The organism is Citrobacter sp. Ce129, assembly GCF_030334545.1.
Classification (GTDB): domain Bacteria; phylum Pseudomonadota; class Gammaproteobacteria; order Enterobacterales; family Enterobacteriaceae; genus Citrobacter; species Citrobacter europaeus.
Genome location: NZ_JAOWDS010000058.1, coordinates 73149 through 86982, shown reverse-complemented (window position 1 = coordinate 86982; position 13834 = coordinate 73149). Strand labels below are relative to the sequence as shown.

General features: G+C 53.8%; 14 protein-coding genes. 8 read left to right on the top strand and 6 right to left on the bottom strand.

Translation table 11 applies throughout. From position 1 onward, the window contains the following. Nucleotides 1–107: 107 nt before the first annotated feature. Both rraA and OGV77_RS09400 read left to right on the top strand, forming a co-directional pair. The gene (rraA, locus tag OGV77_RS09405) at nt 108–593 is read left to right on the top strand and encodes a ribonuclease E activity regulator RraA (protein ID WP_043018926.1); all 486 of its coding nucleotides are present in this window, start codon (nt 108–110) and stop codon (nt 591–593) included. 158 nt (nt 594–751) lie between these two features. Beyond that, nucleotides 752–1495, top strand: coding sequence for an SDR family NAD(P)-dependent oxidoreductase (locus OGV77_RS09400; RefSeq protein WP_043018925.1), 744 nt, complete (start codon nt 752–754; stop codon nt 1493–1495). 205 nt (nt 1496–1700) lie between these two features. On the opposite strand, the gene zapB is transcribed toward OGV77_RS09400, so the two are convergent. After that, the gene (gene zapB, locus OGV77_RS09395; protein ID WP_019077914.1) at nt 1701–1946 is read right to left on the bottom strand and encodes a septal ring assembly protein ZapB; all 246 of its coding nucleotides are present in this window, start codon (nt 1944–1946) and stop codon (nt 1701–1703) included. Nucleotides 1947–2374: 428 nt separating this feature from the next. Here zapB and OGV77_RS09390 point away from each other — a divergent pair, with 428 nt between their 5' ends. The 4 genes from OGV77_RS09390 to fpr all read left to right on the top strand — a co-directional run bounded on the left by OGV77_RS09390 (nt 2375) and on the right by fpr (nt 6740). Further along, nucleotides 2375–3220, top strand: a complete 846-nt coding sequence (locus OGV77_RS09390; protein ID WP_087050703.1) for an MIP/aquaporin family protein — start codon at nt 2375–2377, stop codon at nt 3218–3220. Between the two features lie 23 nt (nt 3221–3243). Continuing rightward, nucleotides 3244–4752 (top strand): glycerol kinase GlpK, encoded by a 1509-nt coding sequence (gene glpK / locus OGV77_RS09385; protein WP_043018923.1) that lies wholly within the window; start codon nt 3244–3246, stop codon nt 4750–4752. 135 nt (nt 4753–4887) lie between these two features. Beyond that, the gene (glpX, locus tag OGV77_RS09380) at nt 4888–5898 is read left to right on the top strand and encodes a class II fructose-bisphosphatase (protein WP_043018922.1); all 1011 of its coding nucleotides are present in this window, start codon (nt 4888–4890) and stop codon (nt 5896–5898) included. Between the two features lie 95 nt (nt 5899–5993). Continuing rightward, nucleotides 5994–6740, top strand: coding sequence for a ferredoxin--NADP(+) reductase (gene fpr / locus OGV77_RS09375; protein ID WP_087050704.1), 747 nt, complete (start codon nt 5994–5996; stop codon nt 6738–6740). 72 nt (nt 6741–6812) lie between these two features. Here the strand turns inward: fpr and OGV77_RS09370 are convergent, their stop codons facing one another. Further along, entirely contained in the window at nt 6813–7241 is a 429-nt protein-coding gene (locus tag OGV77_RS09370) for a DUF805 domain-containing protein (protein WP_043018920.1), read from the bottom strand. A 100-nt stretch (nt 7242–7341) separates the two neighbouring features. On the opposite strand from OGV77_RS09370, the gene OGV77_RS09365 reads away from it, so the two are divergent. Further along, nucleotides 7342–7944, top strand: a complete 603-nt coding sequence (locus OGV77_RS09365) for a YiiQ family protein (protein WP_080625890.1) — start codon at nt 7342–7344, stop codon at nt 7942–7944. Between the two features lie 228 nt (nt 7945–8172). Further along, the gene (gene tpiA / locus OGV77_RS09360) at nt 8173–8940 is read left to right on the top strand and encodes a triose-phosphate isomerase (protein ID WP_043018918.1); all 768 of its coding nucleotides are present in this window, start codon (nt 8173–8175) and stop codon (nt 8938–8940) included. Nucleotides 8941–8980: 40 nt separating this feature from the next. Here the strand turns inward: tpiA and OGV77_RS09355 are convergent, their stop codons facing one another. From OGV77_RS09355 to sbp, 4 genes are all read right to left on the bottom strand, one after another. Further along, nucleotides 8981–10453, bottom strand: coding sequence for a DASS family sodium-coupled anion symporter (locus tag OGV77_RS09355; RefSeq protein WP_043018917.1), 1473 nt, complete (start codon nt 10451–10453; stop codon nt 8981–8983). Between the two features lie 113 nt (nt 10454–10566). Then, nucleotides 10567–11871, bottom strand: a complete 1305-nt coding sequence (locus tag OGV77_RS09350) for an SLC13 family permease (RefSeq protein WP_087050706.1) — start codon at nt 11869–11871, stop codon at nt 10567–10569. A gap of 73 nt (nt 11872–11944) precedes the next feature. Then, nucleotides 11945–12694: a CDP-diacylglycerol diphosphatase gene (locus tag OGV77_RS09345; protein ID WP_043018915.1), complete on the bottom strand. Its 750-nt coding sequence runs from the start codon at nt 12692–12694 to the stop codon at nt 11945–11947. 104 nt (nt 12695–12798) lie between these two features. Further along, complete coding sequence (gene sbp, locus OGV77_RS09340; RefSeq protein WP_075145398.1) at nt 12799–13788, bottom strand: sulfate/thiosulfate ABC transporter substrate-binding protein Sbp; 990 nt, start codon at nt 13786–13788, stop codon at nt 12799–12801. Between the last annotated feature and the right edge of the window lie 46 nt (nt 13789–13834).

The window sequence follows — 13834 nt, the reverse complement described above, 5'->3', positions numbered from 1 at the left end:
ATACGAATAGCTATTGATCTGGACACTAATTAACAATTGATGATTTTGCCAACAGTACACATAGCGCGATATACTAAAAATTCTCGCAGCAACTGAACGTTAAGCCTATGAAATACGATACATCCGAGCTTTGTGACATCTATCAGGAAGATGTCAACGTCGTGGAACCGCTGTTCTCTAACTTTGGAGGACGGGCGTCGTTTGGCGGACAAATCATCACGGTAAAATGTTTCGAGGACAACGGGTTGCTGTACGATCTGCTCGAACAAAACGGCCGTGGTCGTGTTCTGCTGGTCGATGGCGGCGGTTCTGTCCGTCGTGCACTGGTCGATGCCGAACTGGCAAGACTGGCCGTACAGAATGAATGGGAAGGTCTGGTCATTTACGGCTCAGTCCGCCAGGTAGACGATCTGGGAGAACTGGATATCGGCATTCAGGCGATTGCCGCCATTCCGGTAGGTGCTGCAGGTGAAGGGATTGGGGAAAGCGATGTGCGCGTCAACTTTGGCGGCGTGACGTTCTTCTCCGGCGACCACCTGTACGCCGACAACACCGGGATAATCCTCTCCGAAGACCCGCTCGATATCGAGTAAAGAAAATACCGCAAGTCGGTGTGAGGCCAGTCAGTTAAACAACTGACTGGCTTTTTTTTGCCGCTCCCCCTTTCGATTCCCCCATCCTGCGCATTGACGAAGAAAAAACTCTCTCTATACCTAATGATGAATCTCATCACTCTCATCACGAGGTCATCATGCATATCGATCTGACAGGTAAAAAAGCGCTGGTCACAGGGGCCAGTCGAGGGTTAGGGCGCGCCATCGCACTGTCGCTGGCGAAAGCCGGTGCTGATGTTGTTATAACCTATGAAAAATCTGCGGAGAAAGCCCAGGCCGTTGCCGATGAAATTACAGCGCTTGGCCGCCATGGTGAGGCCATTCAGGCAAACAGTGCTGACGCTCAGGCAATTCAGAACGCCGTAAACCGCACGGTACAGTCACTTGGAGGACTGGATATTCTGGTCAACAACGCTGGGATCGCGCGCGGCGGCCCGCTGGAGTCGATGTCACTGGAAGACATCGACGCATTGATTAACGTGAATATCCGTGGCGTGGTGGTTGCCATACAGGCCGCGTTGCCACATCTCCCTGAAGGTGGGCGAATTATCAATATTGGCAGTTGCCTTGCCAACCGCGTCGCCCAACCGGGGATTGCTGTTTACGCGATGACTAAATCAGCGCTCAACTCGCTAACCCGTGGCCTGGCTCGCGATCTCGGCCCACGGGGTATTACCGTTAATCTTGTCCATCCTGGCCCAACTGACAGTGATATGAACCCAGCAGATGGCGAGCAGGCAGAATCCCAACGGCAGCTTATTGCTACAGGGCATTATGGAACACCGGAGGATGTTGCAGCGGCGGTAACGTTTCTGGCAAGCCCAGCGGCTGGGCAGATTTCCGGCACCGGTCTGGACGTAGATGGGGGTTTGAATGCCTGAAACGAACGTTGTATTGCGGTAAGCTATTGTATTGCCGGATGACAGCTTGCGCCTTATCCGGCCTACAAACTCGTACTCTAAATCCTCTAAAGATTTCGCGTCAGGGCAAGGCGGCAAGTAAGTGAATCCCCAGGAGCATAGGCCACTATGTGACTGGGGTGAATGCACGCAGCCAACGCCGCCATAACGTGAAATATGACGAGGATTAGACTTCTTCCATACGACCCAGCAAGGCATGCAGACGATCCTGCCAGCCGTTCTGCTGTTCTTTCAGGTTGTTGTTCTCACGCTCCAGCTCTTCACGCTGCTGCTGTGCAGACTGAACTTCCTGCGACAGTGAGTTGTTTTTTTCTTTCAGCTCTTCGATTTCCATCTGCAACAGCGTGATGGTATCAATCGCCTGCTGTACTTTTGCTTCCAGTTTCTCAAACACTTCTAATGACATCGTCATACCTCTCCTGAATTGCAAGGCGTTGATGGATAAAAATCCTCGTCCCGATAACCGGCGACGCCTTAATAAAAACGAGCGCACTCTACTTAACACCGATTGTATGAAGCCGCGTCATCCCTGTCCAGCGGCATCCCGCGCAGATTGCGGTTTGCAACACTTTTAGTCTTTCTCCTGGTGACATTACTGTCATAACTCTTAAGTGTTAACAGGTTGTTCAGTGAAATGATTCAGCTCACACTATTTTTGTATAACAAATACCGCGCAATGGCGCGAAAACGCTCATTTTGTTGATGGAGTACACACATTTTAATTTCGATATTTCTCGTTTTTGCGCGTTAACGATAAATTAACAGTGTGCCTACCGGCTCCGGGGATGTCAGTGACCTTCTCGCAAACAATAAACATTAAACTCTCTTCAGGATCCGATTATGAGTCAAACCTCAACCTTAAAAGGCCAGTGCATTGCTGAATTCCTCGGTACCGGGTTGTTGATTTTCTTCGGTGTGGGCTGTGTCGCTGCACTCAAAGTAGCTGGGGCTACTTTTGGTCAGTGGGAAATCAGTGTCATCTGGGGTCTGGGGGTAGCAATGGCTATCTATCTGACCGCAGGCGTTTCTGGTGCACATCTGAATCCAGCGGTAACCATCGCACTCTGGCTGTTCGCCTGTTTTGATAAACGCAAAGTTGTCCCTTTTATTATTTCGCAAATTGCCGGCGCCTTTTGCGCAGCGGCATTGGTTTACGGGCTTTATTACAATCTTTTCCTCGATTTCGAACAAACTAACCATATCGTGCGCGGCAGTACCGAGAGCCTGGGTCTGGCAGGTACTTTCTCCACCTACCCGAATCCGCATATCAATTTTGTGCAGGCCTTCGCGGTTGAAATGGTCATTACCGCTATTCTAATGGGGCTGATTCTGGCTCTGACCGACGATGGTAACGGTGTGCCTCGTGGTCCGCTGGCACCGCTGCTGATCGGTTTGTTGATTGCCGTTATTGGTGCTTCCATGGGGCCGCTGACAGGTTTTGCCATGAACCCGGCACGTGACTTCGGACCGAAACTCTTCGCCTGGATGGCCGGATGGGGTGAGATTGCCTTCACGGGTGGTCGCGATATCCCTTACTTCCTGGTCCCGGTGTTTGGCCCGATTACCGGCGCGATTTTAGGCGCATGGGCATATCGCAAACTGATTGGTCGTCATTTACCGTGCGATGTCTGCACGATTGAAGAAAAAGACGTTGCGACCAACACTCAACAAAAAGCTTCGCAGTAATGTGACTACGGGACAAAAAAATTATGACTGAAAAAAAATATATCGTTGCGCTCGACCAGGGCACCACCAGCTCCCGCGCGGTCGTAATGGACCACGATGCGAATATCGTTGCCGTTTCACAGCGTGAATTCGAGCAAATCTACCCGAAAGCAGGTTGGGTAGAACACGACCCAATGGAAATTTGGGCGACCCAAAGCTCAACGCTGGTAGAAGTTCTGGCGAAAGCCGATATCAGTTCCGATGAGATTGCAGCGATCGGTATTACCAACCAGCGTGAAACCACCATCGTCTGGGAGCGTGAAACCGGTAAACCAATCTATAACGCCATTGTGTGGCAGTGTCGTCGTACCGCGGATATCTGCGAAAAGCTCAAGCGCGACGGTATGGAAGAGTACATCCGCAATAACACCGGTCTGGTCATTGACCCGTACTTCTCCGGCACCAAAGTGAAATGGATCCTCGACCACGTAGAAGGCTCGCGTGAGCGCGCTCGTCGCGGTGAACTGCTGTTCGGTACCGTAGACACCTGGCTTATCTGGAAAATGACGCAGGGACGCGTACACGTAACGGATTACACCAACGCCTCGCGTACCATGCTGTTCAACATCCACTCTCTGGACTGGGATGACACGATGCTGGATGCGCTGGATATTCCGCGAGCCATGCTGCCAGAAGTACGTCGTTCTTCTGAAGTGTACGGTCAGACCAACATCGGTGGTAAGGGCGGCACGCGTATTCCTATCTCCGGTATTGCCGGTGACCAGCAGGCGGCACTGTTTGGCCAGCTGTGCGTGAAGGAAGGGATGGCGAAAAACACTTACGGTACCGGCTGCTTCATGCTGATGAACACCGGCGAGAAAGCCGTTAAGTCCGAAAACGGACTGCTGACCACCATCGCCTGCGGACCGACCGGGGAAGTGAACTACGCGCTGGAAGGTGCGGTATTTATGGCTGGCGCCTCCATCCAGTGGCTGCGTGATGAAATGAAACTCATCAGCGATGCATTCGACTCCGAATATTTCGCTACCAAAGTGAAAGATACCAACGGCGTGTACGTCGTTCCGGCATTCACCGGCCTTGGCGCACCGTACTGGGACCCGTATGCGCGTGGCGCCATCTTCGGTCTGACCCGTGGCGTAAACTCCAACCACATCATCCGTGCAACGCTTGAGTCAATTGCTTATCAGACCCGTGACGTACTGGAAGCGATGCAGGCTGACTCCGGTATTCGTCTGCATGCCCTGCGCGTCGATGGCGGTGCGGTAGCCAACAACTTCCTGATGCAGTTCCAGTCCGATATTCTCGGCACACGCGTTGAGCGCCCGGAAGTCCGCGAAGTCACCGCATTGGGTGCGGCATACCTCGCCGGTCTGGCTGTTGGCTTCTGGCAAAATCTGGATGAGCTGCAGGAGAAAGCGGTTATCGAGCGTGAATTCCGCCCTGGCATTGAAACCACCGAACGTAATTTCCGCTACAGCGGCTGGAAAAAAGCGGTCAAACGCGCCATGGCGTGGGAAGATCACGACGAGTAATACGTCATTGCCGGATGGCGACTGTGCCTTATCCGGCAATATCTTCGTGCGGGGGCAACCCCGCACACACATCAATAATCGCCCACCCTCCCCTGTGCTACACTTCGCGCCATTCCTTTCTGCTACGAGTTTGCAATGAGACGAGAACTTGCCATTGAATTTTCACGCGTGACCGAAGCGGCCGCGCTGGCTGGCTATAAATGGCTGGGCCGCGGCGATAAAAATACCGCTGACGGCGCGGCGGTAAACGCCATGCGTATTATGCTCAATCAGGTCAACATTGACGGCACCATCGTGATTGGCGAAGGTGAGATTGATGAAGCGCCGATGCTGTTCATCGGCGAGAAAGTCGGAACCGGTCACGGTGATGCAGTCGACATCGCCGTCGATCCTATCGAGGGCACGCGCATGACGGCCATGGGCCAGGCGAATGCGCTGGCGGTGCTGGCGGTGGGCGATAAAGGCTGTTTCCTGAACGCGCCGGACATGTACATGGAAAAGCTGATTGTCGGCCCTGGCGCAAAAGGGTCCATCGATCTGAACCTGTCGCTGGAAACCAATCTGCGAAACATTGCAGCCGCGATGAACAAACCGCTGAGTGATCTAACCGTCACCATTCTGGCAAAACCACGTCATGACGAAGTTATTGCAGAGATGACGAAACTGGGCGTGCGCGTCTTCGCTATTCCTGACGGCGACGTTGCGGCCTCGATTCTGACCTGCATGCCAGACAGTGAAGTTGATGTGCTGTACGGCATTGGCGGCGCACCGGAAGGCGTGGTTTCCGCAGCCGTGATCCGCGCGCTGGACGGCGACATGCAGGGCCGTCTGCTGGCGCGTCACGACGTCAAAGGCGACAGCGAAGAGAACCGTCGTATTGGCGAGCAGGAACTGGCCCGCTGTACCGCTATGGGCATCGAAGCAGGCAAAGCGCTGCGTCTGGATGAAATGGCGCGCAGCGACAATGTCATTTTCTCCGCCACCGGCATCACCAAAGGCGATCTGCTGGAAGGGATTAGCCGTAAAGGCAATATCGCGACCACCGAAACGCTGCTGATCCGCGGCAAATCGCGCACGATCCGCCGCATTCAGTCGATTCACTACCTCGATCGCAAAGATCCCGATGTGCAGGCGCACATCCTGTAATTGATTTGATCAATAGAGCCTTCCAGCCCATCCGGGCTGGAAATCTTTCCTCCAACGAACGAAGATAAGGCAATCAAAGCAGACAGGAGAAAACCATGGCAGATTGGGTAACAGGCAAAGTCACAAAGGTGCAGAACTGGACCGATGCCCTGTTTAGTTTGACCGTGCGAGCTCCGGTTCTTCCTTTCACTGCTGGTCAGTTCACCAAGCTTGGCCTTGAGATCGACGGCGAGCGCGTCCAGCGCGCCTATTCCTACGTCAATGCGCCTGACAACCCCGACTTAGAATTTTATCTGGTGACGGTTCCCGACGGTAAACTCAGCCCCCGCCTGGCGGCGCTAAAACCTGGCGATGAAGTCCAGGTGGTGAGTGAAGCCGCTGGCTTCTTCGTGCTGGATGAGGTCCCTGATTGCGAAACGCTATGGATGCTGGCAACCGGCACGGCTATCGGCCCGTATTTGTCGATTCTGCAGTTAGGCAGAGACCTGGATCGCTTTAAAAATCTGGTGCTGGTCCACGCCGCGCGCTATGCCGCCGATTTGAGCTACCTGCCGTTGATGCAGGCGCTGGAAAAGCGCTATGAAGGTAAATTACGCATCCAGACGGTTGTCAGCCGGGAGACAGCTGCAGATTCGCTGACCGGGCGCGTACCGGCGCTGATTGAAAACGGTGAACTGGAAAAAGCGGTAGGGCTGCCAATGGATAAAGAAACCAGCCATGTGATGCTGTGCGGAAATCCACAAATGGTACGCGATACGCAGCAACTGCTGAAAGAAACCCGGCAGATGACCAAACATCTGCGCCGTCGACCGGGCCATATGACTGCTGAGCACTACTGGTAAGAACGTTTTACTTGCCCGGTAAGCGCCCCCGGGCATTTTGCCGAATGGCGACGCTAACGCGCCTTATCCGGCCTACGAGTCAGCTCTGTACTTCACGTCCTGCGTATCTTTACCATATTTATTTTCGTCCTGGGTGCCAACGAACGCGCCCAGATCGATGAGCATGCCGACCAGAATCAGCGTCGGAACAAAGCGGCCAACTGCCCATTGCCAGACGCCGGGCAACATCGCCCAATTTCCGGCAAGCAGCATCCAGGCCAGAATCATCAACAGCGCCCACGCCCCGGAACGTCCCCGATCGTGCAGGCGTTTTACCGTCACTGCCGCCGTCGGCCACAGCAGACACACCAGACAAAATGCCGCGGTCTGAATATCGAGTAATTGCTTGCTCGCCAGCGAGAACAGAACCAACATACCGACAATCCACAGACCTATCCAAATCCAGAAATCACGGCGCCCGAGGCGCCCTTTAAATGAGAATAACCACTGCTGTATGGTCATGTAAGTTCCTTTATTATTACCTTCCAGAACAGTTTACCCTTTTGACAAGCTCGACGGTTACCGTTTTAATCGTGAGCAGTGAGAATGAAAGGTACGATTGATGAAGCAAGGATTTACACTGTTTTTATTATTGTTTTCAGCCTTAACCGCAAGCACTGCGGCACTGGCGGAAGCGCCATCGACGGCAACCACGGCCCCCTATTTACTGGCGGGTGCGCCGACTTTTGACCTGTCGATTAGCCAGTTTCGCGAAAACTTTAATACGCAGAATCCGAAGCTTATCCTGAATGAGTTCCGCGCCATCGACAGCAGTCGCGATCGGGCAAATCTCACCCGCGCGGCCAGCAAAATCAATGAAAACCTGTATGCGTCCTCCGCCCTTGAGCGCGGCACCTTAAAAATCAAAAGTATGCAAATAACCTGGTTGCCGATTCAGGGACCAGACCAAAAGGCGGCCAAAGCGAAAGCGCTGGAATATATGAGCGCCGTCATCCGCACCGTCGCGCCGCTGCTGACGAAAGAACAGAGCCAGAAAAAGCTGCAAAAACTGCTCTCAGCGGGCAAAGGTAAGCACTATTACGCCGAAACTGAAGGCGCAATTCGCTATGTTGTTGCAGATAACGGGGAAAAGGGGCTGACCTTCGCTGTTGAACCGATTAAGCTGGCACTATCAGAAAGTCTTGAGAAGGCGAATTCCCCCTAAATTATTCACGTTTCAGGAAGGCGGCGACGCAACGAATCCCCTGGAGCTTACATCAGTAAGTGACAGGGGTGAGAGAGTACAGCCAACGCACCTGCAACGTGCAGAATGACGGGGAAATGATAAAAAGCAAAGCCTTTCAGGGGATGAATCTCTATACTGTTTCACAGACCATGCTGCCCTGACGGGCGGCCATATTCCTTAATTCGCTGACAAGCGTGGAGAAATGAAATGCGACATCCTTTAGTGATGGGTAACTGGAAACTGAACGGCAGCCGCCACATGGTAAACGAACTGGTTGCTAATCTGCGTAAAGAACTGGCTGGCGTTGCTGGCTGTGCAGTAGCGATTGCTCCGCCGGAAATGTATATCGACCTGGCGAAACACGCCGCTGCCGGTAGCCACATCATTCTGGGCGCGCAGAACGTTGACCTGAACCTGTCTGGCGCATTCACCGGTGAAACAAGCGCGGAAATGCTGAAAGATATCGGCGCGCAGTACATCATCATCGGTCACTCTGAACGTCGTACTTACCACAAAGAGTCTGACGAGCTGATCGCTAAAAAATTCGCCATTCTGAAAGAACAGGGTCTGACTCCGGTTCTGTGCATCGGTGAAACCGAAGCAGAAAACGAAGCGGGCAAAACTGAAGAAGTCTGCGCACGTCAGATCGACGCCGTTCTGAAAACTCAGGGCGCGGCAGCATTCGAAGGCGTCGTCATCGCTTACGAACCAGTATGGGCTATCGGTACCGGTAAATCTGCAACTCCTGCTCAGGCTCAGGCTGTTCACAAATTCATTCGTGATCACATTGCTAAAGCTGACGCGAAAATCGCTGAACAAGTTATCATCCAGTACGGCGGTTCCGTGAACGCAGCCAACGCTGCTGAGCTGTTCGCTCAGCCGGACATCGACGGCGCGCTGGTTGGCGGTGCTTCTCTGAAAGCAGATGCCTTCGCGGTCATCGTTAAAGCAGCAGAAGCCGCTAAACAGGCTTAAGTTGTATGACGGGAGGAGCACTCCTCCCGTCGCATCAGGTCTACCAGTATCCCAGCCAGTGCCACCAAAAGGCGCCGGTTACCCCCCAAATGGTCAGGTTGACCACGCTCATTACCAGCCCCGTTTTCCACCACTCCGCCAGCGTGACATAGCCTGAACCAAAGATGATAGGCGCAGTACCCGTGCCATAGTGCGTGAGCGACATCATCAGCGAGGAGGAGAAGCCGAGCATCAACCCAAGTAGCGCCGGCGGCGCCCCCAGGCCTAATCCTGCGGCGAAGAACGCAGCGAACATCGCCGTAATATGTGCAGTTGTACTGGCGAAAAAGTAGTGCGAGTAGACGTAAAGCAGGATCAGCAGTAGCGTCGCAATACTCCAGTGCACACCCAGATGGTCGATTGCGCTACCCACGCTGGTTGCCAGCCACCCCACCAACCCCAACTTGCTGAGAAAATCCGCCATCATCACCAGCGCGGCGAACCAGACTATGGTATCCCATGCTCCACGGCACTTAAGAATGTCATCCCAGCTTAATACGCCCGTCATCAACAGAATCGACAAACCAATTAACGCGGCGCTGGTAGGATTTACACTCCAGCTACTGCCCATCAACATTGCGGGAACGCCCGCCCACAGGCAAAGCAGCAAAATGAAGACGGCCAGGGTAATTTTCTCTGCCAGTGAAAGCGGACCTAGCGCCTCCAGTTTTTGTCGTGCGAACTGAGGCGCATTTGGCGTGCGTGTGATGGCTGGCGGGTAGAGCCACCAGATAACAATCGGCATGACGACCAGTGAGACCACCGCGGGAAGCAGCGCGGCGATAGCCCACATTCCCCAGGTCATATTCAGCACCCCATCCGTTCCCTTCGTTAAAAAGCTAACGATTAAGGGGTTAGGCGCGGTCGCGGTGATGAACATTGCCGAGCTGATGGGGTTAATGTTGTAATTCACCAGCGCCAGATAGCGGCCCGTTGAGCCATTCTCGTTGTTGCCCGGTTGCGATCCGAGGCTTTCCGCAATCGCCCGCATTACCGGATGGATAATGCCGCCGCCACGCGCGGTATTGCTTGGCGTTACGGGTGCGATCAGCGTTTCCGCAAGGGTTAATGCCCACGCAATACCCAGCGTTCTTTTACCAAACAGCGCAATAAACCCGTAGCCAATACGCGCGCCCAACCCGGTCTTTAACAGGCTTTGCGACAGCATGATGGATAAACCAATCAGCCAAATCAGTTGATTAGAGAAGCCACTCAAGGCATCGTTCAGCGCGGCCGAGGGTTTACCGGGGTTAGTGACGCCGGTCATCGCCACCAGCATAATCGCCACAACCGCAATGGCGCCAATGGGCATGGCTTTACCGATAATCGCTGCGATCGTACCAATGAACAACGCCAGCAGATGCCACGCTTGCGGAGTGACATCAGGCGGACACGGGATAACAAACCAGATGGTAAGCGTGATCGCGAGCGAAATGATGGCAGGCCAACAGCGGATAGGGGTCAAACTGTCCATGAATCAATCCTTGAGTTTCCAGTGCACAAATCTGCGCCCCGGTATTAACCGCCATCAGCCCAAATAAAACAATTCATCATCTCACAAAACAAAAAATTAACATTTATATACAGTTATAATTTATCCAGCATACTGAACCAGAGATAATCCAACGGCAGAAGCAACAGATACGTTGCCGCCGCCAGCGAAATGCACAGCAACATCCCCGCCCTCGCAGGCACTTTCCCAAGCGCCATCGCCACCACAATCGGCGAAGCCTGATACGGCAGCAGCGGTGTGGAATATCCCAATACCTGAATCATAATCACCGACAGCAGCGGAAACCCCGTCGCATCGGCAAAACTTTGTGCCAGCGTGGTATACAACGCCGGAACACCGTTCGCTGTCATAATAAAATTGAGCGCGGTGGTAATGCCTGTCAGCGCGAGAAAGCTGGTAAACGGTTTTTCCGCATCCAGCGGCATCACCTGTAACAGCGCCTCGCCCACAGCGCTGCCAATGCCGGTCTGGGTGACGGTGATCGCCAGACCCAAAATACCCGCTACGTAAATACAGGTGCGAATATTTACCCCAGTGGAAAACTCATCGCCATTGATAAAACCAACCCGTGGTAGCAGTGTGATAACCGCCGCCGCCAGCCCGGTCCACGCAGGACCAATACCATGCCAGCTTTCGCTAACCCACAGCAGCAGCACCACGGCCAGCATCCAGGCCAGGCGTTTTTCATCCCGACTCATCGGCTCCAGCGGTGTGAGATCGCGCGGCGCATGGGGCTTACCAGGGAACAGCCAGCAGATAAGCACGATAAGCACCGCCCCCTTAAGCCAGCCCAGAACTGGCGTATGCAGCAGCAAATAGGGAAGATAATTGAGGTGGATGCCGTAAGAGCCTTCCGCCGCGCCGCTCATCACCAGATTCGGTACGTTAGCGGGTAAAATCGTCGCGGAAAGCTGGAACGTGCCAAACCCAACGGCCAGCGCCAGACCATACCAGGCGCGCGTACCGTCGTTAATCCCGGCCCGCTTCGCCATCGCCGCGACAATCGGCATCAGCAGCGCAATGCGGCCCATGTTGGATGGCATCACAAACGCCAGCGCGTAACTCAGCAGCACCACGCTCGCCACCATTAACGGCCAGGAGTCGGTCAACCGCGATGACAGCGCCCTCGCCGCCCTGTCCGCCAGCCCCGTTTTACGAATCGCGATACCCAGCACAAATCCACTGAAAACCAGCCAGAACGCCGACGACGCGAAGCCGCCAAAAATCACATCCGCAGGCGCGACTTTGGCAACCATCGCTACGGCAAAGAACAGTAGCGCCGTTATAAACTCCGGCAGCAGCGACGTGGCCCAGAGCAGGATGGTGATGCCAACCACCAGAGAGGGGATAAACAGAGGGTGTGTAAGCCAGAGCGACATGCCTGTCTCCTGTTGTTTTTTTCAACAAGAATACGGGGACAAGCATGCGGAGTAAACGCCAGATTAGGTGGGGTTAACGCAGAATATCACACTGATGATCCTGAATTTCCTCAGCGGAGGCGAGATTGAGCGCTAGCAGATTGCGCTGGGTCGCCAGCAGGACAAAAGACTCATCGCTCTGACGCACCATCGCCAACGCATAGCTGCCCATATGCTCACGCGCATCCGGCACCTCTTCTGCCAGCATCATAAATGGGCTGCGTTGCGCCAGTTCATTTTCCGTGACGCGGCGCGCCAGATATTCATGACCGCGCAGCCCGCCAGGTAAAGGCAGCCAGCGGGTGCTGATTTTCGCCAGATTGTCATCCAGCTGTTGTCTGACATCAGTTCGCAGGCAGGAGATATGAATGTGCAGGTGATTTTGCGTACGCCCGCTACGCGAGTTAATGGTCAGCGATACCGCTTTGTCAGGAATTTCGTGGCCGTCTTTCTGGCTCATAAAGCTGCGCGCCTGCCAGGCCAGCCAGAAAAAGTTCGGCGTGCCTGATTTCAACAGTAGCGGGCTTTCCGTACCGTTGATGCGGTAAGTGGGCATCAACAAATATTGCAAAGGGCCATTTCGGTCTTTGAATACCACATATCCGGCATCCGGCTTCACTTCTGCGCACGGCGCGGGATCCTGCTGCTGCAACTGGTGCGGCAGGCATTGCTGAAGAACAATCTGGCGTAATGCGTCCGGGTTGCCGGTGAATTTCCAGTACCCGATACCTGCAGCGGCGGCGACCACAATCACCGCCAGTAAAAGATAGCCTGCTTTTTTCATTACGCGTTTCCTGTATCCCATTGAAGGGCAAGAGTAACGCAAAACCATGACAAATAAAAAACCCGGTCGCATTAAGCCACCGGGTCGGTAAATCACAGATTTATTTATCGTTTGCTGATCTGGTCGAACGTACCGCCGTTAGAGAAGTGCTCTTTCTGCGCTTTCGTCCAGCCGCCAAACTCTTCGTCGATGGTGAACAGCTTCAGCTTCGGAAATGCGTTTTCGTATTTCTTCGCAACGTTAGCATCACGTGGACGATAGTAGTTTTTCGCTGCAATTTCCTGGCCTTCCGGGGAGTAGAGATACTTCAGGTAAGCCTCTGCCACCGCTTTGGTGTCTTTCTTTTCCACGACTTTGTCGACCACGGAAACGGTCGGCTCCGCGAGGATAGATTCACTCGGCGTCACTATCTCGAATTTGTCTTTACCCAGCTCGTTCGTTGCCAGTAGCGCTTCGTTTTCCCAGGCGATCAGTACATCACCGATACCGCGTTCAACGAAGGTATTGGTTGAGCCACGCGCACCGGAATCCAGTACTTCAACGTTCTTATACAGGGCTTTCACGAAGTCTTGTGCCTTGGCCTGATCGTTGTTGTTGTGGTGCAAGGCATAGCCCCATGCCGCCAGATAGTTCCAGCGTGCGCCACCGGAGCTTTTCGGATTCGGCGTAATGACCGACACGCCAGGTTTGATCAAATCGTTCCAGTCATGAATTTGTTTAGGATTGCCTTTGCGGACCAGGAACACGATGGTGGAGGTATACGGCGCGGAGTTATCCGGCAGGCGCTTGATCCAGTTTTTATCAATTCGACCACGTTCAGCAATGGCATCTACGTCGTAAGCCAGTGCCAGCGTCACGACATCGGCTTCAATGCCGTTAATGACGGAAGTCGCCTGTTTACCCGAACCGCCATGCGATTGGCGGATCACGACATTGTCGCCAGTTTCCTGCTTCCAATGCGCGCTAAAAGCTTTGTTGTACTGCTCGTACAGCTCACGCGTTGGATCGTACGATACGTTAAGTAACTGAATATCCTTTGCCAGAACGCTGGTCGATGCCAGCAATAATGTTAACCCTACGCCCCATTTGTTCATCGCCCAGCTCTCTTATGTGATGTTGTGATGAGCAAAGCGTGCCAGA

What these genes read in the sequence shown, in the direction of transcription:
- glpK (WP_043018923.1), top strand. Translation starts at nt 3,244, where the DNA reads ATGACTGAAAAAAAATATATCGTTGCGCTCGACCAGGGCACCACCAGC.
- zapB (WP_019077914.1), bottom strand. Translation starts at nt 1,946, where the DNA reads ATGACGATGTCATTAGAAGTGTTTGAGAAACTGGAAGCAAAAGTACAG.
- fpr (WP_087050704.1), top strand. Translation starts at nt 5,994, where the DNA reads ATGGCAGATTGGGTAACAGGCAAAGTCACAAAGGTGCAGAACTGGACC.
- OGV77_RS09355 (WP_043018917.1), bottom strand. Translation starts at nt 10,453, where the DNA reads ATGGACAGTTTGACCCCTATCCGCTGTTGGCCTGCCATCATTTCGCTC.
- rraA (WP_043018926.1), top strand. Translation starts at nt 108, where the DNA reads ATGAAATACGATACATCCGAGCTTTGTGACATCTATCAGGAAGATGTC.
- OGV77_RS09350 (WP_087050706.1), bottom strand. Translation starts at nt 11,871, where the DNA reads ATGTCGCTCTGGCTTACACACCCTCTGTTTATCCCCTCTCTGGTGGTT.
- OGV77_RS09365 (WP_080625890.1), top strand. Translation starts at nt 7,342, where the DNA reads ATGAAGCAAGGATTTACACTGTTTTTATTATTGTTTTCAGCCTTAACC.
- OGV77_RS09345 (WP_043018915.1), bottom strand. Translation starts at nt 12,694, where the DNA reads ATGAAAAAAGCAGGCTATCTTTTACTGGCGGTGATTGTGGTCGCCGCC.
- tpiA (WP_043018918.1), top strand. Translation starts at nt 8,173, where the DNA reads ATGCGACATCCTTTAGTGATGGGTAACTGGAAACTGAACGGCAGCCGC.
- sbp (WP_075145398.1), bottom strand. Translation starts at nt 13,788, where the DNA reads ATGAACAAATGGGGCGTAGGGTTAACATTATTGCTGGCATCGACCAGC.
- OGV77_RS09370 (WP_043018920.1), bottom strand. Translation starts at nt 7,241, where the DNA reads ATGACCATACAGCAGTGGTTATTCTCATTTAAAGGGCGCCTCGGGCGC.
- OGV77_RS09400 (WP_043018925.1), top strand. Translation starts at nt 752, where the DNA reads ATGCATATCGATCTGACAGGTAAAAAAGCGCTGGTCACAGGGGCCAGT.
- glpX (WP_043018922.1), top strand. Translation starts at nt 4,888, where the DNA reads ATGAGACGAGAACTTGCCATTGAATTTTCACGCGTGACCGAAGCGGCC.
- OGV77_RS09390 (WP_087050703.1), top strand. Translation starts at nt 2,375, where the DNA reads ATGAGTCAAACCTCAACCTTAAAAGGCCAGTGCATTGCTGAATTCCTC.